The following is a 23,626-nucleotide window of genomic DNA, read 5'->3' as shown; positions in this document are numbered from 1 at the left end:
ACACCGGAAAGCTCCGGGAGTCAGCGAACCAAAGGTCCCCAGGCGGGCTCACGAACATCGCCTTCGGATGCCGGCAAGCTGTACGCTGCTCCACCATCCGCGGAAATAACCGTGAGCACGTTGCTGCCATTCTGCCGGGTAGCGTAGATCAGCATCCGGCCATTGGGCGCAACACTGGGAGACTCATCAGACTCGGTGCGGGTTAGGATCGTTTCCTCCCCGGTTTTCAGTTCGGTACGGGCAATGTGAAATGCCCGATCGCGCTGGTGAACGTAATACACATAGTTACCGTCATTGTCGGGCCTTGGCCGAGCGTTGTAACGGCTGCCGAAGGTGATACGGCGAGGCTCCGCACCCGGTGTATCCATGTGGTAAATCTGCGGACCTCCGGACCGGTCCGACGTAAAGAAAATGCCCTTGCCAGTGGCGTCATAGCTCGGCTCGGTATCAATAGCCCAGTGGTTCGTAAGCTTGGTCAACTGCCGGGTATCCAGGTTCATCCGGTAGATCTCGGCGTTGCCGTCTTTCGAGAGGGTCATCAACAACGATCGGCCATCGTCGGACCAGGCCGGCGCCGAGTTAAGCCCCGGAAAGTCTGCCACTTTGGTGCGATTGCCGGTTGCAAGCTCATGAACAAAAATCACCGGTTTCCCTGTTTCGAACGACACATAGGCCAGCTTTTCCCCGTCTGGCGACCATGCCGGTGACAGGATGGGTTCCTGGCTTTCAAGACGGATTCTGGCGCGCTTGCCGTCCACGTCACTGACCTGCAGTCGGTAACGGGGTTTGCCGTTGGCGGTATCAAGCGTGATATAGGCAAGCTTTGTTGAGAAGGCACCCGGCACGCCTGTGATGGCCTCATATACCTTGTCGCTGATGTGGTGAGCGAGCGAGCGCATATTGGAGGCAGGTGCCGCCGCAGTTTCACCGAGAATCCGTTCCTCGCGGTTTACATCGAACAACTCATACCGGGCCTGAACACGGTCACCACTTCGGCTGAGGGCCCCCACAAGGACATAGCGCTGGCCCAGCAGGCGCCAGTCCCGGAAATACACTTCCTCCCGCCTGGATGGCAGGCTCAGCATCTTCTCGGGAGGCAGAGTCCGGAATTCGCCCGTCATGGTCAGATCCGCCTGAACAATGCTGCTGACCTTGTCGCCAGCGGGCATCTGTCCAGACTCGGCGAAAGGCACCACTGCAACAGGAATGGCCGAATCCGCGCCTTCAGTAATCCGGATCAACAGCTCAGCCCGGGCTGCCGAAACCGCGAAAAAGATCAGCGCCGTGGCGGCAAGAAGCGTTCTGGACGGTTTGTGCCAAATCCGATGTGTCATAATGTTATCCATATCATTATCTATTCATCCGGCGTGGATTGAACTCAATCGTAAACTGTCGAAAATACCGGTCAAAAGTGCTCCGATCGTTGGGAATTGGATACCTTTGTAACGAGCGCACGGCCTGTAGAGCCGAATTGTCAAAGGCCCTGTTTCCGCTGCTACTTACTAATTCGGCCCTCGCAAGCTCCCCGGTCGGCAGCAACATAATCTGAACCCGCGCCGACATATCTTCAGTGGCAGAAGATGGCGGGTACCAAGCATTGCTGAGCTGTTCTCTGATGAGAGCCTGATACTTCTCACTCTCCGACAGCATCTGAGCTTCCCGGGCTTTGGCAGCAGCCGCTTCACGCTGGCGACGCGCTTCTTCCTCCCGAGCTCTCTGGGCTGCCTCCGCCTGGGCCTCCAACTGCTGTTCCCGGAGCTTGCGCTCTGCCTCGAGGCGCTTGCGCTCAGCTTCCTGGCGAGCCAGTTCCTCCTGGCGCTTTCGTTCGGCCTCTTCCCGCTTCCGCTGCTCTTCCTGGCGCCGCTTCTCTTCTTCGGCTTTTCGTTCTGCCTCTTCCTGACGGCGTTTTTCTTCCTCAGCTTTCTGCCTGGCCCGCTCCTTGGCTTCCGCTTCCGCCTTTTGACGGGCGGCCTCCGCTTCGCGGGCTTTCCGGGCTTCGCGTTCTTTCGCCTCTGCTTCCTGTCGCTCCTGCTCTTTCTGCTGCTGGAGCCGTTTTCGTTCTTCCTGTCGCTTCTGCTCTGCAATGCGACGGGCTTCTTCCTGCCTCTGTCGTTCAGCTTCTTCCTTGCGACGCTGCTCTTCGGCCCGGCGTTCTTCGTCCCGCTTTTGCTGATCGACCGGCTCTACCACCGGGCTCGGTTCCGGCTCCTGCTGGGTAATTAGCCGGGCCGATATGCTCCTGGGTGGCGGCTCATGATCGGTGCTGGTCCAAGACCAACCCGCAAGCGCAATGCCCAGAATCAACAGGTGCAACGTGACCGAGAGCGCCACCGGTGATTTCCATGGTGGCACGCCTGTTGTGGTTACTTCGCGCTGGTGATCTCTCACAACACTCCTGCCCGCAACACTATCAATTGTCGTCCCGCGGTGATTCGGTGATCAGGCCGATACTGCTCGCCCCGGCACCCTGCAACTCGGCCATCAACCGAACCACTGTGCCGTAAGTAACATTCTCATCGCCGCGAACCAGAATCTCACTGGAGGCCCGTTGCGAGAGGATCTTGGAAACCTGGGCACGCAGGTCGGACAGCGTCATGGGGTCACTGCCCTCGTCTCCGATCTCGACGTAGTACGCTCCGTTTGCATCAACCGAAACAATGATGGACTCAACATCCTTGTCAGACTGAATAGGATCGGAAGTGGTCTGGGGCAGATCAACCTTCACCCCTTGCGTCAGCATCGGGGCGGTGACCATGAAGATGATCAGCAGCACCAGCATTACGTCAATGTACGGAACCACGTTGATCTCCGACATTGGCTTGCGCCGGTTTTCCGGCATCATTCCCATGCCTTTCATAGAACTCTGCTCCTGGGCTGATTCCTGCCTCTAATTACCAACCGCATCATGCGGCGCCCTTCTCGCTCTGGTGGACGCGGCGATGGAGGATGCTGGAAAACTCATCCGCAAAGGTTTCGTAGTTCTTCAACAGGGCATCGGACATGGCGGAAAAACGGTTATAGGCAATAACCGCCGGTATTGCGGCGAACAGACCCATGGCGGTTGCGATGAGGGCCTCTGAGATGCCGGGCGCCACCGTCGCCAGTGTCGCCTGCTGAACCTGTGCCAGCCCCCGGAACGAGTTCATGATGCCCCAGACGGTACCAAACAGACCCACATAAGGGCTGGTGGAGCCGACCGTCGCCAGAAAAGGCAGGCTGGCCTCCAGCCGCTCATGCTCCCGGGAAAAGGCCACCCGCATTGCCCGCTGGGTACCTTCCATGACCGCATCGGCATCCCGGCTTTGCTGGCGCAACCGGGAAAACTCCTTGAATCCGGCCCGGAACAGGGATTCCATGCCGGAAAACGGTGTTGGATCGGCGTTCACCTCCCGGTACAACTGCCCCAGATCCATGCCTGACCAGAAACGCTCCTCGAACGCCAATTGCGCCCTCTTGGCCTTCCGGAACACCTGCAGGCGCTGGAAAATCAGGGCCCAGGACATGATTGACGCCAGGGCCAGCAAAAGCATGACCAGCTGAACCAAGACACCGGCATTGGCAATGAGGTACCAGACTGAAAGTTCTGAATCCACTTCTTACTCCTGGCTCGTTCTGTTTATCGTTTCGGTGGGCTGGACATTCCTGGCCAGCAATTCCTGCATATTCGTCGGTAACCGGCGGGGACGACCGGAATCAAGCGCGATGCAGACTACCCGCACATCACTGTCACTCAGCAACTTTCGGTCTTCGGCCCGCATCACACGCTGACGGAAATCCATCCAGACTCTACCAAAAGCCACGGGTTCCGCAGTAACCAGCAGTTCGTCATCAAGCTTGGCCGGCACCGCATAATGAATGGTCAGCCGTTGCACCACATAACTGATATTGTCTGCCAGACCCGCCCTGAGGCCAACGCCGCAACTGCGCACCCATTCGGTTCGGGCCCGCTCCATGTAATGGAGATATTTGGCATGAAATACGATGCCACCAGCGTCGGTGTCCTCGATATAGACCCGAATCGGCAGTTCGAACCTTCCCTCTGGCGCCTGTTCAACCAAAAAGATCGTCCTCCCTGCCCGACTTCGGCGGAATCACGCCGAAATGCTGATAGGCGTTGGAGGTCACCATCCGCCCTCTGGGAGTCCGGACCATATAACCCTGCTGGATCAGGAAGGGCTCAAGCACATCCTCAATGGTGCCGCGCTCTTCACTGATCGCGGCAGCAAGGCTCTCGACCCCGACAGGGCCACCGTCGAATTTCTCGATCATGGCCAGCAGCAGGCGCCGATCCATGTGATCGAAACCCTGGTTATCCACTTTCAGCATGTTCAGTGCCTGATCGGCGATGTCAGAGGTGATACGACCGTCTGAGCGGACTTCCGCAAAATCGCGGACACGGCGCAACAGGCGATTGGCGATACGCGGGGTGCCCCGGGACCGGCGGGCAATTTCGAACGCGCCTGCCTCATCGACGGCTACCGAAGACAATCGCGCGGAGCGCAGAATGATGCTGGTAAGATCTTCGGTGTTATAGAACTCCAGCCGCTGCACGATGCCGAAGCGGTCACGCAGCGGCGAAGTCAGCAAGCCTGCCCGGGTGGTCGCCCCGACGAGGGTGAACGGCGGCAGGTCCAGCTTGATGGAGCGGGCGGCCGGACCCTCACCGATCATGATGTCGAGCTGGTAATCTTCCATCGCCGGATACAGCACTTCTTCCACTGCCGCGCTGAGACGGTGGATCTCGTCAATGAAGAGAACGTCACCTTCTTCGAGATTAGTCAGCATGGCGGCCAGGTCGCCGGCTTTTTCAAGCACAGGACCAGACGTTGTCTTGATGGATACGCCCATCTCATTGGCGATGATATTGGCAAGGGTTGTTTTGCCCAGACCGGGCGGGCCAAAGATCAGAACGTGGTCCAGCGCTTCCTGACGACCCCGGGCCGCGGATATGAAAATATCCATCTGCTCACGGACCGTGGGCTGGCCAACATATTCGGCCAGCAGTGTCGGGCGAATGGCCCTGTCCTGTACTTCCTCATATTCACCGGCCCGGGCCGAGATCAACCGGTCGGATTCGATCATGGCATCACCCATAGTGTGGGAATCAACATCGTGCCTCACGTTTGCCCGCTATTCCAGCGCAGCCCCAATTGTACAAAGGGGTTAGCAGGTGTCACGTTACGCTCTCTACAGGTTCGCGACAGGTTCTGACGATCAGGCCGGAATCATGTTTCGCAGGGCCAGACGGATGAGCGTTTCACTACTCATTCCCTCCTCGGCCACTTTGCTGATGGCCTTGGCAGCCTCCTGAGGCTTGTAACCCAGAGCGATCAGTGCGGCTTCCGCCTCTTCAGTGGCCGCCGGCCCGCCAGCGGGGCCTTGTCCGCCCGGCTGCCCCACGCCTGTCGTCTCGGGCGACGTTGGCACAAATTGCCCTTCAAGTTGCCCTATCCGGTCCGCCATTTCAATAAGAAGCCGTTCTGCGGTCTTCTTGCCAACGCCGGGGAGCTTGACCAGCGAGGCGGAGTCACGATTCTCAACGCAGCGAATGAACTGCTGTGCGTCCAATCCGGAAAGAATGCCAACGGCTAGCTTCGGGCCAACCCCATTAACCTTGATCAGCAGGCGGAAGACGTCCCGGTCCAGGCTGGAAGCAAAGCCGTAGAGGCTCTGGGCGTCTTCTCGGACGGCAAAATGGGTGTGCAGGGTGACTTCATCGCCGGTCTCCGGCAGATGAAAGAAGGTGGTGAAGGGGATGTCGACTTCATAGCCCAGGCCCGCGCACTCAACCAGCGCCTGGCCCGGAGCCTTTTCGACCAGAATACCTCGGATACGACCAATCAAGCTGAATCTCCTGTCGCTCCTGGGAGCGGTTTATTGTTGTCGCACACGACCGCTTCGGACTTTTCCCGCGCCACTGGCCACCCGCAGGATACTCTGACTCATGTGGGCATGGCACATGGCGATGGCGAGCGCATCGGCCGCGTCTGCCTGGGGTTTGCGTGAAAGCGAAAGCAACACCTGAACCATGTGCTGAACCTGGGATTTGTCAGCGCCGCCCTTGCCGACCACCGCCTGCTTTACCTGCCTCGCCGAGTATTCATGAACCGCCAAGCCACTGTTGGCGGCACTGACGATGGCCGCGCCGCGGGCCTGACCGAGCTTCAGAGCCGAGTCAGGATTGCGGGCCATGAACACCTGCTCGATGGCAAATTCTTCCGGCCGATACTCTCCGATCAGGGTGGCAAGGCTCTGGAATATGGTCTGAAGGCGTTCAGCCATGGGCTTCTCGCCCACCCGGATACAACCACTGTCGATGTACTCGATGTGTCGACCATCTGCCCGAATGACGCCGTAACCGGTAATTCGTGACCCCGGATCAACGCCCAGAATTATCGCCACATCAATGCTCCTGACTGGTCAAAGCGATTCCATGATGTCGCCGGAGATATCCGCGTTATGGTAGACATTCTGAACATCGTCCAGATCTTCGAGCATATCAATAAGCTTGAGGATGGTTTCCGCGCCGTCCCGATCCAGCTCAACCCGCGTGGATGGAACCATGGTTACTTCAGCATTGTCCGGCACCAGTCCCGCATTGACCAGAGATTCCTTGACGTCCAGAAACTGCTCGGGTGTGGTTACGATTTCCCAGGAACCGTCGTCCTGGGCCGCAAGGTCTTCGGCACCGGCGCTGAGTACGGCTTCCACCAGCCTGTCCTCTTCCCACTCCGGACCGTAGCTGATTATTCCCTGCTTGCTGAACAGGTAGGCGACCGATCCGTCGGTACCGAGATTGCCACCCATCTTGTTGAACGCGCGGCGGATTTCAGCCACAGACCGGTTTTTGTTGTCGGTCATGACTTCCACGAATATCGCCACACCACCGGGGCCATAGCCTTCGTAGGTCAGCTCTTCGTAGTTGTCATCATCGCCACCACCGGCGCCACGTTCAACCGCGCGCTCGATGGTGTCTTTTTTCATATTGGCGGTGAGCGCCTTGTCGATGACGGCGCGCAGGCGGGGATTATCATCGGGATTCCCCCCGCCCTGGCGCGCGGCCACGGTCAGCTCACGAATGATTTTGGTGAAGATCTTGCCCCGCTTGGCATCTTGTGCCGCCTTGCGGTGCTTGATGTTGGCCCACTTACTGTGACCCGCCATACAGCTCCTCCCTTAAATCACTGACTTACTCGTTGCCCTCACCGGCTTCCGCCTTGTTGCCTTCAACCGGCTTTGACGGCTTGCGCAGACGGATATGCAACTCACGCAGCTGCTTCTCATCCACTTCGCCCGGCGCCTGGGTCATCAGACAGGTGGCACTCTGGGTTTTCGGGAATGCGATAACGTCACGGATGGACGAAGCGCCGGTCATCAGCATGACCAGGCGATCCAGGCCGAACGCCAGACCACCATGGGGCGGGCAACCAAACTTCAGGGCATCCAGCAGGAAGCCGAACTTGGCGCGGGCTTCCTCTTCACCGATACCCAGAATACGGAACACCGCTTCCTGCATTTTCTCATCGTGAATACGGATAGAACCGCCGCCCAATTCAGTGCCGTTCAACACCATATCGTAGGCGCGGGACAACGCGTTGGCGGGGTCTGCGGCCAGATCTTCCGGACTACAGGACGGCGCGGTGAACGGGTGGTGAATCGCGGTAAGGCCGCCGTCCGGAGTTTCCTCGAACATCGGGAAATCGACAACCCAGAGCGGCGCCCACTCGGAAGTCAGCATGTCGAGATCGTGACCGATCTTGATCCGCAGTGCGCCGAGGGCTTCATTGACCACGTTGGTCTTGTCCGCGCCGAAGAACACGATGTCGCCGTCTTCGGCACCCACACGCTCCATGATAGCCAGAGCAACATCATCACCCAGGAACTTGATGATCGGGGACTGCAGACCTTCAACGCCCTTGGACAGGTCATTGACCTTGATATAGGCAAGACCTTTGGCACCGTAGATACCAACAAACTTGGTGTAGTCATCAATCTGCTTGCGCGTCAGCTCGCCGCCTTTCGGCACACGCAGAGCCGCCACACGACCTTTCGGATCCTTGGCGGGACCAGCGAAGACCTTGAAGTCCACGCCTTCAACCAGATCATTTACATCCAGCAGCTCCAGCGGGATTCGCAGATCCGGCTTGTCGCTGCCGTAACGTTGCATTGCCTCGGCATACGGCATTTGCGGGAAGGACGGCAGTTCAACCTCCAGCACGTCCTTGAACAGCGCCCGGATCATGTCCTCGTTCAGCTTCATCAGGGTCTCTTCATCAATGAAAGAGGCCTCGATGTCTACCTGGGTGAATTCCGGCTGACGATCTGCACGCAGATCTTCATCCCGGAAACACTTGGCGATCTGGTAGTAACGATCAACACCAGACACCATCAGCAACTGCTTGAACAGCTGGGGAGACTGCGGAAGCGCGAAGAAGGAGCCTTCGTGGGTACGGCTCGGCACCAGGTAATCCCGCGCGCCTTCCGGCGTGGCACGGGTCAGGATGGGAGTTTCCACATCCATGAAGCCGTTGCTGTCGAGGTAGTTGCGGATATAACTGGTTACCCGTGAACGGAAACGCAGGCGGTTGATCATCTCCGGACGACGCAGGTCCACAAACCGGTAGCGCAGACGCACGTCCTCGCCAACGTCGACATGCTCATCCAGCGGGAACGGCGGCGTTGCCGCGGCGTTCAGGATAGTCAGCTCCTTACCCAGAAGCTCAACCTGCCCAGTCGGCATGTTGTTGTTCTCGGTTCCGGCAGGACGACGACGCACCCGGCCGGTGACCTTGATCACGAACTCGCTACGGACTTTTTCCGCAAGCGCGAAGCTCTCCGGGGTATCAGGATCCACAACAACCTGAGACATACCATCCCGATCCCGCAGATCCAGGAAGATAACCCCACCGTGGTCACGGCGGCGGTGGACCCATCCGCAAAGTGTGACTTCCTGATCGATGTGGGATTCGTTAATCCCACCGCAATAATGACTGCGCATACCGGTTCCCGTTACGTTTAATATGTTCGTTTATCTCAAATGTCTGGGCAACCTGGTAGCGATGGCTTTCCGAAACCGTGCGGAGCCATGGATGGCGGAGCCGAGCGTACATGGATGTATTCACAGCGTGTTTCGGAAAGCCATCGCCACCAGGTTGCTTGCAGCATATCTGGATCGCAAAAATTAACTCGCGACCTTACTCGAAAAGCCGCCCATTATAAACACAATAGCGGTGAAAATCAGGCGCCCCTGAAGTGTAAATTGGAAGCCAGGATGACTGTGGGGTATTAGAGGACTAGAATGCTGATTTTTAACGGCGTAAGGATGGAGTCTCACCTTGGCAACCAGAGCGGAGCAGAAACTGAAAACCCGGCGGGCATTGATGGATGCGGCGCTCTCGCAGCTCAGTGCGGATCGGGGCTTTGGCAGCCTCAGCTTGAGGGAAGTTGCCCGGGAAGCCGGGATCGCCCCCACTTCTTTCTACCGGCACTTTGCGGAGCTCGATGAGCTGGGGCTTGCTCTGGTGGACGAAGGTGGCGTTGCCCTGCGACAACTGATGCGTCAGGCCCGCAAACGGATTGCGCGGGATGGCGGCAGCGCCATTTCCACTTCCGTAGAAACCTTCATGGAGTACCTGGGTAACAATGCAAATCTGTTTCGCCTGATGCTGCGGGAACGAACAGGGGTCTCCAAGCCTTTTCGGACAGCCGTAAAAGCCGAGATTGACCACTTTGCGACCGAACTGGCGGATGACCTCCGCCGGATCGCCGACGAGCAGAACAAGCCCCTCTCAGAGGCCAGGCTGGTGGCCGAGACCATGGTAACACTGGTCTTCAATCAGGGCGCAGAAGCACTGGATGCAACCGCTTCCGAACGTGATGAGCTGAAGGCCAAGCTGAAAACCGAGCTCCGAATGATCCTGGTCGGCTCCCAGACTCTGGCGAAACGCAACTAACCCCTATTTCGAACTAGACACCGGCCTTAAGCTGAGCAAGAACCGGCGCCAGCTTTGAGCGAACCTGCTCCAGCCCCTCATCGGAATACGCAACCGGCGCCTGCTTGCCCCACACCGGGCCCGGCCATGCCGGGTCACCCTCAAACCTAACGATATGATGAAGATGAAGCTGGGGCACCATGTTGCCAAGGGCTGCGACGTTCATCTTGTCGCCGCCGAAGACATCCATCATGGCTTCGCTGAGCGCGGAGGACTCGCGGACCAACTGGTGCTGCTGGTCCGCCGACAACTGGTAGATCTCACGGATGCCGGCGACCGCCGGCACCAACAGCACCCAAGGCCAGGTGCTGTCATTCATCAGTCGGATTTCACAAAGCGAGGTGCTTCCAAGGCCAATCGTGTCGGCCTTCAGTCGCTCGTGTAACCGGAAAACTGCCGGTTCGCTCATACTCATCCTCCGATTATCTGGGTTTACTCGGAGTGGAACTGGGTGCGGCCACGACCAATGGCATAGTAAATGAGGCCGTAGCGATCCAGCATATCCGGCTCGTAGAGATTGCGGCCATCAAAGACCACAGGCTCACGGATGGTCGCAGCAATGGATTCGAAGTCCGGCGACCGGAACTCTTTCCACTCGGTGCAGATAGCGAGAACATCTGCCCCTTTAAGCGCCTGCTCTTTGGTGCCGCACAGGGTCAGGCCATCCTGATCACCGTAGATTCGCTGGGTTTCCTCCATGGCCTCCGGATCAAAAGCCTGTACTCTGGCGCCGGCTTTCCAGAGATCTTCCATCAATGTGCGGGAAGAAGCTTCGCGCATATCGTCGGTATTCGGTTTGAACGCCAGTCCCCAAAGCGCAACGATCTTGCCATTGAGCTCACCACCAAAATAGTGGCTGATCTTGTCGAACAACACGTGTTTCTGGGCGTAGTTCACCGATTCAACCGCATTGAGCAGGCGGGCTTCATAGCCACAGTCGCTGGCGGTTCGGGCCAGGGCCTGAACATCTTTCGGGAAGCAGGAACCGCCGTAACCGCAACCAGGGTAGATGAAGTGATAACCAATCCGCGGGTCGGAACCAATGCCTCGGCGCACGGCTTCGATATCAGCGCCCAGTCGCTCTGCCAGGTTGGCGATTTCGTTCATAAAGCTGATCTTGGTGGCCAGCATGGAGTTGGCCGCATACTTGGTGAGCTCGGCAGACCGCAGGTCCATAAAGATCATGCGGTCATGATTCCGGTTGAACGGGTAGTAGACCTCCCGCAGCAGTTCCGCAGCCCGCTCGCTGTCGGTACCGACAACAATGCGGTCAGGCTTCATGAAATCGTTGATAGCCGCCCCTTCCTTGAGAAACTCGGGGTTGGACACCACATCAAAATCCAGTTCCAGGCCACGTCGGTCCAGCTGGGCGCGAACCGAAGCCCGGACCTTGTCACCGGTGCCCACCGGTACCGTGGACTTGTCGACCACTACCTTGTAGTCCTCCATGTGTTCACCAATGGAACGGGCTACGGCAGTCACATACTGGAGGTCGGCAGAGCCGTCTTCATCCGGGGGGGTGCCCACGGCGATAAACTGGAGTGTGCCGTGACGAACGGCCTCCGCGCTATCTGTGGTGAACGAAAGGCGGCCCGCCTCAACGGTGTGCTTTACGATATTTTCAAGGCCTGGCTCATAGATGGGAATCTGGCCATTCTTGAGCTTTTCAATTTTGCCCTGGTCCACGTCCATACACAAAACGTTGTGACCCACATCCGCCAGGCAAGCGCCAGTAACCAGACCGACATAGCCGGTCCCAAAAATCGTAATTTTCATCCGTTAAATCCCGATACAAATACAGAAAAGTTATGGGGCGTCGTCAGCTTTTTTCTTCTGCCAGATCGCTTCCCAAGCCAGAGCTGTGCCGACAATGGTATCCAGATTGTCGTAGTCCGGCTGCCAGCCCAGGGTCTGGCGGATAAGCGTGTTGTCCGCCATCAATGCTGACGGGTCGCCGGCGCGGCGGCCGGTTTCGGTGACCGGAAAATCAACACCGGATTGCGCCTTGACCACATCAATCACTTCCCGGACCGTAAAGCCGCGACCATAACCGCAGTTCATGACGTTAGAATGACCACCATCTGCCATGTAGTCCAGCGCCATCACGTGGGCCTTGGCCAGGTCCTCCACGTGGATGTAGTCGCGGATGCAGGTGCCGTCCCGGGTATCGTAATCGGTGCCGAAGACACTCATGCCTTCCCGCTGTTCCGTCACGCACTCACAGGCGACCTTTATCAGATGCGTGGCTTCAGGTGTGGCCTGTCCCAGCAGCCCTTCCGGATTCGCGCCTGCCACATTGAAGTAACGGAGAATCACATAATTGAGGCTGGTGGCTGCGGCCAGATCCATGATCATCCGCTCGCTCATCATCTTGGACGCGCCGTAGGGGTTGATCGGGGCCAGCGGCAGATCCTCAGTGAGCACCGTCTGCTCGGGCATACCATAGACGGCCGCGGTGGAGGAAAACACCATGTACGGCACTTCGTGCTTTTCGACAGCTTTCAGGAGGTTCAGGGTATTGCGGGTATTGTTGCTGTAGTACTTCAGGGGGTTGGCGACAGACTCCGGCACCACAATGTTGGCAGCGAAATGCAGAACCGCCTCAAACCGGTGACGGGAGAACAGATCTTCGATTGCCGCTTCATCGGCCAGATCCCCGACCACCAGTTCGCCGGCGGTGACCGCCCAGCGGTAGCCAGTGGAGAGGTTATCGAAAACAACGATATCGTGACCGGCCTGACCCAGCTGACGGACCACGTGACTGCCAATATATCCGGCTCCGCCGGTAACGAGGACTTTCATAGGCGAAAACTACTCCTTCCCTGAATTCTGTTTGCGCAGACGCCGGATCTCTGCCCGTCGCCGACTGAAAAACTCACTGATCACCTGGCTGCACCGTTCTGAGAGAACACCGCCAACGGCCGTCACGTCCCAGTTCAGATGGGGCTCTTCAAGCGTCCGGCGTGCAGACTCTATCGCACCGGCCTTGGGCTCACGTGCCCCGTAGACAAGCCGACTGATTCTGCCGTGGACGATGGCACCCACGCACATGGTACAGGGCTCCAGAGTAACGTAAAGCGTGGCATCCGGCAGCCGATAATTGCCCACCCGGGCGGCGGCATCGCGCAGCGCCCTGATTTCGGCATGGGCCGTGGGGTCGCAACCGGAAATCGGCGCGTTAAAACCCGCGCCGATTTCGTTGCCCTCCAGAACCACCACGGCACCGACAGGCACTTCGCCCTTTGCTGCAGCCTCACCAGCCAGCTGAAGCGCGCGATTCATCCAGCGCTCGTCTTCCGGCGTCGCCTCAGACATCGGACCGGCTCACCCGTCGATTATTCCCACTCGATGGTTGCCGGCGGCTTGGACGAAACATCGTAGGTCACCCGGGATACACCGGTAATCTCATTGATGATCCGGTTGGAAACGGTCTCAAGGAGATCGTAAGGCAGATGCGCCCAGCGTGCGGTCATGAAATCGATGGTTTCAACAGCACGAAGAGCCACCACGTACTCGTAGCGGCGGGCGTCACCTACCACGCCAACCGACTTGACCGGCAGGAATACCGCAAAGGCCTGGCTCGTCTTGTGGTAGAAATCCGCACGGTGGAGCTCTTCCAGGAAAATGGCGTCGGCGCGGCGCAGGATATCGGCATATTCCTTTTTAACTTCACCGAGAATACGCACGCCCAGACCCGGCCCCGGGAACGGGTGGCGGTAAACCATGTCGTAGGGCAAACCGAGCTCAAGGCCGATCCGGCGCACTTCGTCTTTGAACAGCTCCCGCAACGGCTCCACCAGCTTCATCTTCATGGTTTCCGGCAGGCCGCCGACGTTGTGGTGGGATTTGATAACGTGCGCCTTGCCGGTCTTCGACGCGGCAGACTCGATCACATCCGGATAGATCGTACCCTGTGCCAGCCAGTTCACGTCCTTGATATTGGCGGCCTCGTCGTCGAACACGTCGATAAAGGTATTGCCGATGATCTTGCGTTTCTGCTCTGGATCATTGACCCCTTTGAGCTTCGACAGGAACAGGTCTTCGGCATCAACCCGAATCACTTTTACGCCCATGTTGCTGGCGAACATGTCCATCACCTGATCGCCTTCATGAAGACGCAGGAGACCGTTGTCCACAAACACACACGTCAGCTGATCACCGATTGCGCGGTGCAGCAGCGCTGCCGTCACCGAGGAATCGACGCCACCGGACAAGCCCAGCAATACCTTGTCGCTGCCGACTTGCTCGCGAATTTGCCGAACCGCATCATCGACGATCTTGGCCGGTGTCCAGAGGGCTTCGCATTTACAGATAGTCAGGATGAAATGCTCGAGAATCCGCTTGCCCTGAAGGGTGTGGGTTACTTCGGGGTGGAACTGGACGCCGAACAGGTTCCTGCTGAGATCCTGCATCGCAGAAATTGGCGCGCTCTCGGTAGAGGCCAGTAGCTCGAAGCCTTCAGGCATCGCCACCACCTTGTCACCGTGGCTCATCCACACGTCCAGCAGGGACTCACCAGCCGGCGTCAGATGATCCGTGATATCCGCCAGCAGCGGACCCTTGGCGCGAACCTTCACCTGGGCATAACCAAACTCGCGCTTCTCGGAACTGGCAACGCGGCCGCCGAGCTGCTCCGCCATAGTCTGCATGCCGTAGCAGATGCCGAGAATCGGGATACCGCGGTCAAACAGCCCTTCCGGCGCCCGGGGACCGCCCAGCTGGGTTACCGACTCCGGACCGCCTGCAAGAATAATCCCCTTCGGATTGAACTCATTAAGCTCGTCATCAGTGATATCGAACGCTTTGATCTCACAGTAAACGCCGATCTCGCGAACACGGCGGGCAATCAGCTGGGTGTACTGGGAACCGAAATCGAGAATCAGGATGCGGTGGTCGTGGATGTTCTGGGCCATGGAGTCCTCGGGGCTGAATAAACAACGCGGCCCTCTGGGGGCCGCGTCTGGTAGGGCAATGGTTAACCGATACGATAGTTGGGCGATTCTTTGGTGATGGTCACATCGTGCACGTGGCTCTCACGCATACCCGCGTTGGTGATGCGCACGAATTCGGGCTTGGTGCGCATTTCGTCCATGGTGGCACTACCGGTGTAGCCCATGGCAGCCCGCAGGCCACCAACCAGTTGGTGAACGATGTTACGCATCGGGCCTTTGCAGGCGACGCGGCCTTCGATGCCTTCAGGAACCAGTTTCTCGATACCTTTACTGGCATCCTGGAAGTAACGGTCGCTGGAGCCCTGCCCCATGGCGCCGATGGAACCCATGCCGCGATAGGCCTTATAACTGCGGCCCTGGAACAACTCCACTTCGCCGGGTGCCTCATCGGTACCTGCCAACAGGCTGCCGATCATGACGCTATGGGCGCCAGCGGCAATGGCTTTGGCGATATCACCGGAAAAACGGATACCGCCATCGGCGATTACCGGGACTCCGTGTTCCTTCAGGGCTGCTGCCACGTTGGAAACCGCGGAAATCTGGGGCACGCCAATACCCGCCACAATGCGGGTGGTGCAGATGGAACCGGGGCCAATGCCCACCTTTACTGCATCCGCGCCGGCTTCCGCCAGGGCGAGCGCGGCGTGTGACGTGGCGATGTTGCCGCCAATCACCTGAACATCAGGGAAATTCTTCTTGATAAAGCGGACGCGCTCCATAACGCCGCGGGAATGACCGTGAGCGGTATCCACCACGATCACGTCGACCCCGGCCTCGGCCAGTGCGGTGATACGCGCTTCGGTGTCGCCACCGGTGCTCACGGCCGCGCCAACTCTCAAACGACCCTGGTCGTCTTTACACGCCAGCGGGTAATCTTTCGCCTTCTGGATATCCTTGACCGTGATCAGGCCGCGCAGCTCGAAGTTATCGTTAACGACCAGAACCTTCTCGATCCGGTGGCGATGCAGCAGCTCTTTCACTTCCTCGAGACAGGCACCTTCCTTGACCGTAACCAGCTTTTCCTTCGGCGTCATGATATCCCGAACCAGCGTGTCCATCCGGCTTTCAAAACGGATGTCGCGACCAGTGACGATACCGATCAGGTCGTGGCCATCCACCACCGGAAGACCGGAAATGCTGTTCGCCATGGTGATATCAACCAGTTCGCGAACCGTTGTCTCGGGCGAAACTGTAATCGGATCCTTCACCACACCGCTCTCGAACTTCTTGACCTTGCGGACAGCTGCCGCCTGTTGCTCAACGGTCATGTTCTTGTGCATGATGCCGATACCGCCTTCCTGAGCCATGGCGATGGCCAATTCTGCCTCGGTAACGGTATCCATGGCGGAGGACAGAAGAGGAATGTTGAGGGTGATACCCTTGGTCAGCTGGGTTTGCAGGCTGACCTCGTGGGGCAGCACTTCTGAATATCCGGGAACCAGCAGAACGTCATCAAATGTGAGGGCTTCTTCGGCAATTCGCAGCATTGGGATCCGCCTTTTGATCGTGCTAAGTTGGGAATTTCCGTGCCGTACCCGCGGCGGTACGACAAAGCAAAATCCTTAATCGATCTATTATAATGGGGCTCTCGAAGACAGTAAACCGGCCCTTTTTTAAGGTTCCATTGCATCTTTTTGAAATTTGGCTATTTTTACCCTCCCTCTTTTCGGCTATTGCGTATGTATAACGACGGATCAGGACCGGCGACGCCGCACCTTCAGGACACCCGCCCCCGGGCACTCAGCGTCAGCGAGCTCAACCACCAGGCCAGACATCTTCTGGAATCGAGCTTTATGCAGGTGTGGGTGGAAGGTGAACTCTCCGGATTTTCTCGCCCCTCGTCCGGCCACTGGTATTTTTCCCTGAAAGACCGGAAATGCCAGGTGCGATGCGCCATGTTCCGGGGCATGAACCAGCGCATCCGCACACCACCGAAGGAGGGCGATCAGGTACGGATCCGCGGCAAGGTCACTCTTTACGAGAACCGCGGCGACTTCCAGATTATCGTTGAACACGTTGAGCCGGCGGGGCTCGGCGCCCTCCAACAGGCCTTCGAGGAACTCAAACGGAGATTGCTGGCCGAAGGGCTGTTTGAACCGGCCCGCAAGAAACCTCTGCCCTCACTGCCCAGGCACATCGGTGTGGTGACCTCACCCACCGGCGCCGCGATCCACGACATACTCACCGTTCTCGCCCGGCGATGCCCCGCTATACCAGTGACGCTCTACCCCACTGCCGTTCAGGGCAAGGCGGCTACCGCTGACATCGTACGAGCCATCGAAGCCGCACAGAACCACGGCGTTGCCGATGTCCTGATTATCGGCCGTGGCGGTGGCTCCCTGGAGGATCTCTGGTGCTTCAATGAAGAAGCGGTCGCCCGCGCCATTGCCGCTTGCCGGATTCCCACTGTCAGCGCGGTTGGTCACGAGGTGGATGTAACCATTGCCGATTTCGTAGCCGATCTTCGGGCCCCGACGCCCTCGGCGGCCGCCGAAAAGATTTCGCCGGATCAGTCAGACTGGCTCAAACAGCTAAGAGACCGGGAATTCCGCCTTTCCAACGCCATGGGCCTGGCCCTGAAGCGCCTGGGCACTCAGCTCGGACATCTGAGCGCCCGATTGCGAGACCCAAGAAGGGAGCTTCTGGAGAAAGCCCAGCGAATGGATGAGCTCGAAATGCGCCTCCGCAAAGCTATTCGACAGCGCCTGACAACCGTTGGCGTGCGCAATGATCACCTGCGCCAGAGACTGGTCATGCAGTCGCCGCACCGCCAGCTCTCGGATAGCCAGGACGCGCTGCGGCGCGTGAGCGAGCGAGTGGTTTCGGTAATGCAGCAGGACCTGAAACAGCGTCGCGACAACCTGGAACATGCGGCGCAGACTCTGAATGTGGTCAGCCCCCTTGCGACCCTTGGACGGGGTTATTCCATCGTGCGCGACAACAACGGAAACATTCTTCGGGATGCCTCAAACGTTAACCCCGGCGACACCATCTCAGCCCGCGTTGCACGGGGTGAAATGACTGCGAAGGTGACTTCAGTCAAATCTGCAGAAGAAACTGGCCCCTAGACCCCCAAGACTAAGCCAATGGTCTACTAGTCCATGATTTCAAACGGCCTAAAGTTGTCAGGAAACGTATTAAAACAACAACAGGCACGATGAGGTGGAATGTATGGACTACCACTCAGAGTTCCGGCGGTCGATAGACAAACCGGACGAATTCTGGCGTGAACAGGCGGAAAAAATTGACTGGATCGAACCGCCGAAAACCATCTGGCAGCCAACCGAAAATGGGCACGGGCAGTGGTTCCCCGACGGCACCCTGAACACTTGCGATGTGGCACTGGATGCGAACATCCGTGCAGGGCGTGGCGACCAGAAAGCCCTGATCTACGATTCTCCGGTTACCGATACCCAGCGTTCCTACACCTATAACGAACTGACCGATGAAGTGGCCCGGTTCGCTGGCTCCCTCAAGAACCGCGGCATCACCAAGGGCGACCGGGTCATCATCTACATGCCGATGATTCCTGAAGCCGTCATTGCAATGCTGGGCTGCGCGCGGATCGGCGCCATTCATTCTGTGGTCTTTGGCGGCTTTGCAGCCCATGAACTTGCGGTTCGCATCGATGACGCCAAACCGAAGGCTGTGATTACCGCTTCCTGTGGCATCGAAGTCACCCGGGTGATCGAGTACAAGCCTCTGGTCGACAAGGCCATTGATCAGGCCAGCCATAAACCGGAAACCTGCATCGTTTACCAGCGCCCACAGGCGAAGGCCGATCTTCAGTCTGGCCGTGACCACGACTGGAACGAGTTGATGAGAACGTCCGAACCGGCCGACCCGGTGCCCGTCAAGTCAACAGACCCGCTCTATATTCTTTACACTTCGGGCACCACCGGTAAGCCCAAAGGTGTGGTGCGCGACAACGGTGGTCATGCGGTTGCGCTGAACTACAGCATGAAACTGGTCTACGATGCCAAACCCGGCGATGTCTACTGGGCTGCATCTGACGTCGGCTGGGTCGTCGGCCACAGCTACATCGTCTACGCTCCTTTGTTTGCGGGTTGCACCACCATCATGTACGAGGGCAAGCCGGTGAAAACCCCGGATGCCGGGGCCTTCTGGCGGGTGGTTCAGGATCACAAAGTGAACATGCTGTTCACTGCCCCGACCGCATTCCGGGCCGTCCGCAAGGAAGATCCGGAAGCAGACCAGCTTTCACGCTACGACATCAGCTCACTGAAAAGGCTGTTCCTGGCCGGCGAGCGACTCGATCCCGCCACCTATGAGTGGCTGAAAGAGCACACCGGCCTGCCGGTTCTCGATCACTGGTGGCAGACCGAAACCGGCTGGGCCATTTGCTGCAATCCGGTGGGGATCGAGTTAATGGCGACCAAGCCAGGCTCGGCAACCGTGCCCTCCCCCGGCTACAACGTTCAGGTAGTGGACATGAACGGCAGCCAGATGCCCGCCGGCGAGCAGGGCCAGATTGCTGTAAAACTGCCACTGCCACCAGGCTGTATGATGACAGTCTGGGGCGACGATGAGCGCTTCCGCAAAACCTATCTGGAACCGATATCGGGATTCTACAGCTCCGGCGACGGAGGCTTCATTGACGATGACGGGTACGTGTTCGTTATGGGCCGTACCGATGACGTTATCAATGTCGCCGGCCACCGGCTCTCCACCGGCGAGATGGAGGAGGTTGTGGCTTCACACCCGGCCATAGCCGAATGCTGCGTCGTGGGTGCGCACGATGATATGAAGGGGCAGATCCCCATAGGACTGGTTCTGATCAAGGACGGCGCAACCATCGACCATGACGAACTGGAAGACGAGCTGGTGGAGATGGTTCGAGACAAGATTGGCGCCATCGCCTGTTTCCGCCGCGCTCTGGTGGTTGATCGCCTGCCCAAGACCCGTTCCGGCAAGATCCTCAGACGTGTTATCCGCCAGATTGCCGATGGCGAGGAATACTCGGTGCCCAGCACCATTGATGACCCTGCCATCCTGGAGGAAATCAGCGAGCAGTTCCGCCGCTGACAGAGCCACCGTGAATGCTGCCCGCCCCGCCCGAACCGGGGGCGGGCAATTTTTGCCCAATCAAATCCCAACCTGTTGTTTTTGCCGGCAATAAAACCTTCACGAAAGCTGCAAAAATTTCGTTGACGCCCCCCAAAGTCGGTCTATACTGAAATTGCTGTGAAAATACAGCGGTATTTGGTGAATGCGTTTCAACGTCCTGCCGAAGTGCTCTTCGTTGCCCCTTCCTCAGTACTCTCTGGATTTCTCAGCAACGATTCCATGTGGAATTTTGAAGGTCCCGTGAGGGCAAATTACAGAAAGACAGGAAAGATCAATGTCCGATACTAAAACCGGCCACGTTAAGTGGTTTAACGAGTCCAAAGGCTTTGGCTTCATTGCTCAGGACGGTGGCAGCGACGTGTTTGTTCACTACAGCGCAATCAATTCAAGCGGTTTCCGCACCCTGACCGAAGGCCAGCAGGTGCAGTTCACCGTAACACAGGGCCCGAAAGGCCCGCAGGCGGAAAACGTTACCCCGGTCTGAGGGTCTACGCTCCGTCCTTTGCCCCTCACGGGCATCGGAAAATCAACAAGCCGGCATTCGTGCCGGCTTGTGTCGTCAGGATGGCAGGGTTTCAGGCACCTGCCGTTTCAGTCTCCGCCTCCGTCTCAGGCATTTCAACACCCACCGCCTGTGCTACCGCTGAAAACAGGGCCTGCAATGTGGCAGACGTCGTGTCTTCTGCCAGTGCCGCTGCACTGCAATGCATACCGTTTGCGGTCAACCGGATACAGGCCAGGGCGTTGGCATTGGTGCCCTCACCCAGGGCAAACTCGTCGTAAGCTTCAACTGCAATGGAGATGCCAAAACGCTTCTCCAGCGCTTCCGATACCGCCTCCACGGCGCCCAGTCCATGACCATCCAGGCGAACCGGCGACGCATCGCGACCCACCGACACCTCGGCGTGAACGCCCTCTTCGTCCCGGTGCAGGTCGTAAGAGCGCAGTGCCCAATCGGCGTGGACTTTCAAATAGCGATCCTCGAACAGGCGATGAATGGTCAGGGAGTCAATCTCGCCGCCGTTGGTTTCCGCCTCTCTCTGGACCACCTTGCTGAACTCAATCTGCAACCAGCGCGGCAGGCTGATGTTGTAATCCCGCTCCAGCACATAGGCGACACCACCTTTGCCAGACTGACTGTTGATGCGAACCACTTCCTCATAGCGGCGGCCGACATCGAACGGGTCGATGGGCAGATACGCGACGTTCCAGGTCTCGCCATCCTTGCGACGCGCCAGACACTTGCGAATGGCATCCTGATGGCTGCCTGAGAAGGCGGTGAACACCAATTCGCCGGCGTAGGGATGGCGTGGATGGGTGGAAATCTCCGTACAGGCCTCAACCACTTCGGTGATCTCTGCCATGCCCGACAGATCCAGCGTGGGATCAATGCCCTGGGAGTAGAGGTTCATGGCCATCGTCACCAGATCCATGTTGCCGGTGCGCTCACCGTTGCCCATCAATGTCCCTTCGACCCGATCAGCCCCTGCCATTACCGCCAGTTCGGCTGCGGCCACGGCACAGCCGCGATCATTGTGGGTATGCACGCTGATGCTGATGTGTTCACGGCGCTGGATGTTGTCGCAGATCCACTCGATCTGGTCCGCAAACACGTTGGGTGTCGCCATTTCAACGGTGGCAGGCAGGTTGATGATCATCGGCTGGCCCTCTTCCGGACGCCAGACCTCGCTCACGGCATCAATCACTTCCGCGGCGAAATCCAGCTCGGTACCGGTAAAGCTCTCCGGTGAATACTGGAACGTCCACTCGGTCTCCGGGTGACGCGCGGCGATGTCGCGAACCAGTTTTGCGCCATTGACGGCAATGTCCCTGATACCGTCACGATCCAGACCAAATACCTGCTCCCGCTGCACCGTGGAGGTGGAGTTATACACGTGGACGATCGCCTTGCGGGCGCCGGCCAACGCTTCGTAGGTGCGTTCGATCAGTTCAGGACGGGCCTGGGTCAGCGCCTGAATCTTCACATCCTCAGGGATGCGGTTTTCCTCAATGAGCTTTCGGCAAAAGTCGAAATCCGGCTGACTGGCTGCCGGAAAGCCGATCTCGATTTCCTTGAAGCCCAACTTCACCAGCAATTCGAACATCCGCGTTTTCTGCGCAACGGACATGGGCTTCACCAGCGCCTGGTTACCATCCCGAAGGTCCACGGCACACCAGGTGGGTGCTTTTTCGATGACCTTGTCCGGCCAGCGACGGTCGGTTTTGGCAACAGGTTTGAACGCAACGTATTTGCGATGATCGAAAGCCATGCTGGTAGTTCCTTGCGGTTTCGGGAATGAATTCTTCAACGAGTACATGTTAACGTGATGAAGCTGCTATTTGATTGCGAACTTTGGCCGAAAAACGTATTTTATAATCCACACATTGCCGAACAACGTGGATTCATAGAATTTTATGGCCGCAAATCAGAAAACCCTCGTCAAAATTGACAAGATGGACCGTCGAATCCTCGAACAGATCCAGCAGGATGGCGCCCTGACCAACCAGGAACTGGCAGAGAAAGTCGGGCTATCCCCTTCGCCCTGTCTCCGTCGTGTGCGAGCACTGGAGGATGCCGGTATCATCGTCAGAACCGTCACCATTCTGGACCACAAGAAACTTGGCCTTTCTCTGACGGCGATTATCCTGATTGGCATGGACCGGCATACGCCCGAGCGTTTCGCGGCATTTGAAGAGCAGGTTGCAGAGTACCCGGAGGTGCAAGAGTGCTATCTGATTACCGGCCAGGACGCCGATTACATGCTGAAGGTGGTGGTACCTGACATGGACCATTACCACCATTTCCTGCTGAACCGCATTACCCGCATTCAGGGCGTCAGCGGCGTGCACTCCAGCTTCGTACTCCGACGAGTGATCGACAGTACTGCCCTGCCATTGGGGTACCTTTCCTGACTCAGGCGACAAGCTCGCGGACGTAAGCCCTTGCCATGCATTTGAGTTCTTCCACCAGCTGTCGACCCTGGGCGTCGGGCAGAGTTACCGCCAGCCGCAAGACAGTGCCGGCGGACCGTGGCAGCAAAAGGCTTGCGGTCCAGCGCCGATCATCAGGAATCCGGGGGCACTCCTCTTTGAGTTTCTGGTCCAGATCGCGGGCGTTGGTGTACAGCTCCCTCAGATCCAGCTCCCTCAGCTCAGGCATCGCCTCTACACCACTCCAGATCGCCGAGTAGGCGGGCTCGTGACGATAGAACTCGTAAAACTGATCGATGAGAACATCTACCGCATCGCTGAGGTTCAGTTCCTGCAACCGTTCACGCAGAGCCTGCTCCATCTTCTCCACGTGCTGTTCGGCAATCGCATGGACGATGGCGGCTTTGTTGGGAAAGTAGCGGTAGAGAGAAGCCAGCGACATGCCCGACTGTCGGGCAATGGCTGACATGCTCGCGGCATCGACACCAGTCTCATGAAAAATGGCGGCGGCATGGCGAAGGATGGTGTTGACGCGCTCCCGGCTGCGTGCCTGAACCGGGCGGCGACGCGGGGCGACATCAATAGATTCGTCGGTCATCATCTGTACCTTGTGCAACAGGCTCCGTACAATAATGGCCACTTTACGACAAATAAAGGCTCCGG

The 23,626-nt window shown here is 58.1% G+C and carries 23 protein-coding genes; 5 read left to right on the top strand and 18 right to left on the bottom strand.

Annotated features, from left to right (window positions below; translation table 11 throughout):
- Nucleotides 1-20: 20 nt before the first annotated feature.
- From tolB to aspS, 10 genes are all read right to left on the bottom strand, one after another.
- The gene (gene tolB / locus J3362_RS05275) at nucleotides 21-1,334 is read right to left on the bottom strand and encodes a Tol-Pal system beta propeller repeat protein TolB (RefSeq protein ID WP_014577386.1); all 1,314 of its coding nucleotides are present in this window, start codon (nucleotides 1,332-1,334) and stop codon (nucleotides 21-23) included.
- A 16-nt stretch (nucleotides 1,335-1,350) separates the two neighbouring features.
- A complete protein-coding gene (gene tolA, locus J3362_RS05270) occupies nucleotides 1,351-2,331 on the bottom strand; it encodes a cell envelope integrity protein TolA (RefSeq protein WP_349519252.1) in 981 nt (326 codons plus the stop codon).
- A gap of 79 nt (nucleotides 2,332-2,410) precedes the next feature.
- Nucleotides 2,411-2,857: a protein TolR gene (tolR, locus tag J3362_RS05265; RefSeq protein ID WP_014577388.1), complete on the bottom strand. Its 447-nt coding sequence runs from the start codon at nucleotides 2,855-2,857 to the stop codon at nucleotides 2,411-2,413.
- A 46-nt stretch (nucleotides 2,858-2,903) separates the two neighbouring features.
- Nucleotides 2,904-3,593, bottom strand: coding sequence for a protein TolQ (gene tolQ, locus J3362_RS05260; protein ID WP_148607270.1), 690 nt, complete (start codon nucleotides 3,591-3,593; stop codon nucleotides 2,904-2,906).
- A 3-nt stretch (nucleotides 3,594-3,596) separates the two neighbouring features.
- The gene (locus tag J3362_RS05255; protein WP_349518436.1) at nucleotides 3,597-4,058 is read right to left on the bottom strand and encodes a YbgC/FadM family acyl-CoA thioesterase; all 462 of its coding nucleotides are present in this window, start codon (nucleotides 4,056-4,058) and stop codon (nucleotides 3,597-3,599) included.
- Nucleotides 4,051-5,082 carry a Holliday junction branch migration DNA helicase RuvB gene (gene ruvB / locus J3362_RS05250; RefSeq protein WP_008169131.1) on the bottom strand — a complete coding sequence of 344 codons (1,032 nt, stop codon included), beginning with the start codon at nucleotides 5,080-5,082 and terminating at the stop codon, nucleotides 4,051-4,053. Before ruvB ends, J3362_RS05255 begins: the two co-directional genes overlap by 8 nt.
- 132 nt (nucleotides 5,083-5,214) lie before the next feature.
- On the bottom strand, nucleotides 5,215-5,844 hold the full coding sequence (gene ruvA, locus J3362_RS05245) for a Holliday junction branch migration protein RuvA (RefSeq protein WP_349518435.1): 630 nt from the start codon (nucleotides 5,842-5,844) through the stop codon (nucleotides 5,215-5,217).
- A 30-nt stretch (nucleotides 5,845-5,874) separates the two neighbouring features.
- Nucleotides 5,875-6,402 (bottom strand): crossover junction endodeoxyribonuclease RuvC, encoded by a 528-nt coding sequence (ruvC, locus tag J3362_RS05240; RefSeq protein ID WP_014577393.1) that lies wholly within the window; start codon nucleotides 6,400-6,402, stop codon nucleotides 5,875-5,877.
- An 18-nt stretch (nucleotides 6,403-6,420) separates the two neighbouring features.
- Nucleotides 6,421-7,164 carry a YebC/PmpR family DNA-binding transcriptional regulator gene (locus tag J3362_RS05235; protein WP_349518434.1) on the bottom strand — a complete coding sequence of 248 codons (744 nt, stop codon included), beginning with the start codon at nucleotides 7,162-7,164 and terminating at the stop codon, nucleotides 6,421-6,423.
- A gap of 25 nt (nucleotides 7,165-7,189) precedes the next feature.
- A complete protein-coding gene (aspS, locus tag J3362_RS05230) occupies nucleotides 7,190-8,998 on the bottom strand; it encodes an aspartate--tRNA ligase (RefSeq protein WP_014577395.1) in 1,809 nt (602 codons plus the stop codon).
- Between the two features lie 337 nt (nucleotides 8,999-9,335).
- On the opposite strand from aspS, the gene fabR reads away from it, so the two are divergent.
- A complete protein-coding gene (gene fabR / locus J3362_RS05225) occupies nucleotides 9,336-9,953 on the top strand; it encodes an HTH-type transcriptional repressor FabR (RefSeq protein ID WP_349518433.1) in 618 nt (205 codons plus the stop codon).
- Nucleotides 9,954-9,966: 13 nt separating this feature from the next.
- Here the strand turns inward: fabR and J3362_RS05220 are convergent, their stop codons facing one another.
- From J3362_RS05220 to guaB, 6 genes are all read right to left on the bottom strand, one after another.
- Nucleotides 9,967-10,407, bottom strand: a complete 441-nt coding sequence (locus J3362_RS05220) for an HIT domain-containing protein (RefSeq protein WP_349518432.1) — start codon at nucleotides 10,405-10,407, stop codon at nucleotides 9,967-9,969.
- A gap of 17 nt (nucleotides 10,408-10,424) precedes the next feature.
- Nucleotides 10,425-11,768, bottom strand: a complete 1,344-nt coding sequence (locus J3362_RS05215; protein WP_349518431.1) for a UDP-glucose dehydrogenase family protein — start codon at nucleotides 11,766-11,768, stop codon at nucleotides 10,425-10,427.
- A gap of 30 nt (nucleotides 11,769-11,798) precedes the next feature.
- A complete protein-coding gene (galE, locus tag J3362_RS05210; RefSeq protein ID WP_349518429.1) occupies nucleotides 11,799-12,794 on the bottom strand; it encodes a UDP-glucose 4-epimerase GalE in 996 nt (331 codons plus the stop codon).
- 9 nt (nucleotides 12,795-12,803) lie between these two features.
- Entirely contained in the window at nucleotides 12,804-13,307 is a 504-nt protein-coding gene (tadA, locus tag J3362_RS05205; RefSeq protein ID WP_349518427.1) for a tRNA adenosine(34) deaminase TadA, read from the bottom strand.
- A gap of 20 nt (nucleotides 13,308-13,327) precedes the next feature.
- Nucleotides 13,328-14,905, bottom strand: a complete 1,578-nt coding sequence (guaA, locus tag J3362_RS05200) for a glutamine-hydrolyzing GMP synthase (RefSeq protein ID WP_349518426.1) — start codon at nucleotides 14,903-14,905, stop codon at nucleotides 13,328-13,330.
- Nucleotides 14,906-14,967: 62 nt separating this feature from the next.
- Nucleotides 14,968-16,431: an IMP dehydrogenase gene (gene guaB, locus J3362_RS05195; protein WP_349518424.1), complete on the bottom strand. Its 1,464-nt coding sequence runs from the start codon at nucleotides 16,429-16,431 to the stop codon at nucleotides 14,968-14,970.
- A gap of 192 nt (nucleotides 16,432-16,623) precedes the next feature.
- Between guaB and xseA the strand changes: the two genes are divergently transcribed.
- The 3 genes from xseA (at nucleotide 16,624) to J3362_RS05180 (ending at nucleotide 20,516) form a co-directional block, all read left to right on the top strand.
- The gene (xseA, locus tag J3362_RS05190; RefSeq protein WP_349518423.1) at nucleotides 16,624-18,012 is read left to right on the top strand and encodes an exodeoxyribonuclease VII large subunit; all 1,389 of its coding nucleotides are present in this window, start codon (nucleotides 16,624-16,626) and stop codon (nucleotides 18,010-18,012) included.
- A gap of 103 nt (nucleotides 18,013-18,115) precedes the next feature.
- Entirely contained in the window at nucleotides 18,116-19,990 is a 1,875-nt protein-coding gene (locus J3362_RS05185) for a propionyl-CoA synthetase (protein WP_349518422.1), read from the top strand.
- Nucleotides 19,991-20,306: 316 nt separating this feature from the next.
- Nucleotides 20,307-20,516, top strand: coding sequence for a cold-shock protein (locus J3362_RS05180; RefSeq protein WP_048494874.1), 210 nt, complete (start codon nucleotides 20,307-20,309; stop codon nucleotides 20,514-20,516).
- A gap of 91 nt (nucleotides 20,517-20,607) precedes the next feature.
- Here the strand turns inward: J3362_RS05180 and leuA are convergent, their stop codons facing one another.
- Entirely contained in the window at nucleotides 20,608-22,302 is a 1,695-nt protein-coding gene (gene leuA, locus J3362_RS05175; RefSeq protein WP_349518420.1) for a 2-isopropylmalate synthase, read from the bottom strand.
- A gap of 145 nt (nucleotides 22,303-22,447) precedes the next feature.
- Here leuA and J3362_RS05170 point away from each other — a divergent pair, with 145 nt between their 5' ends.
- A complete protein-coding gene (locus J3362_RS05170) occupies nucleotides 22,448-22,945 on the top strand; it encodes an Lrp/AsnC family transcriptional regulator (RefSeq protein ID WP_349518418.1) in 498 nt (165 codons plus the stop codon).
- A 1-nt stretch (nucleotide 22,946) separates the two neighbouring features.
- On the opposite strand, the gene J3362_RS05165 is transcribed toward J3362_RS05170, so the two are convergent.
- A complete protein-coding gene (locus J3362_RS05165; RefSeq protein WP_502882418.1) occupies nucleotides 22,947-23,561 on the bottom strand; it encodes a TetR/AcrR family transcriptional regulator in 615 nt (204 codons plus the stop codon).
- Nucleotides 23,562-23,626: the final 65 nt, after the last annotated feature.

Origin of the sequence: Marinobacter sp. NFXS11, assembly GCF_040148675.1 — a bacterium.
In the GTDB taxonomy this organism is placed as follows: Bacteria; Pseudomonadota; Gammaproteobacteria; order Pseudomonadales; family Oleiphilaceae; genus Marinobacter.
Note: the sequence above shows the minus strand (reverse complement) of the source record. Positions and strands in the feature narration are given on the sequence as shown.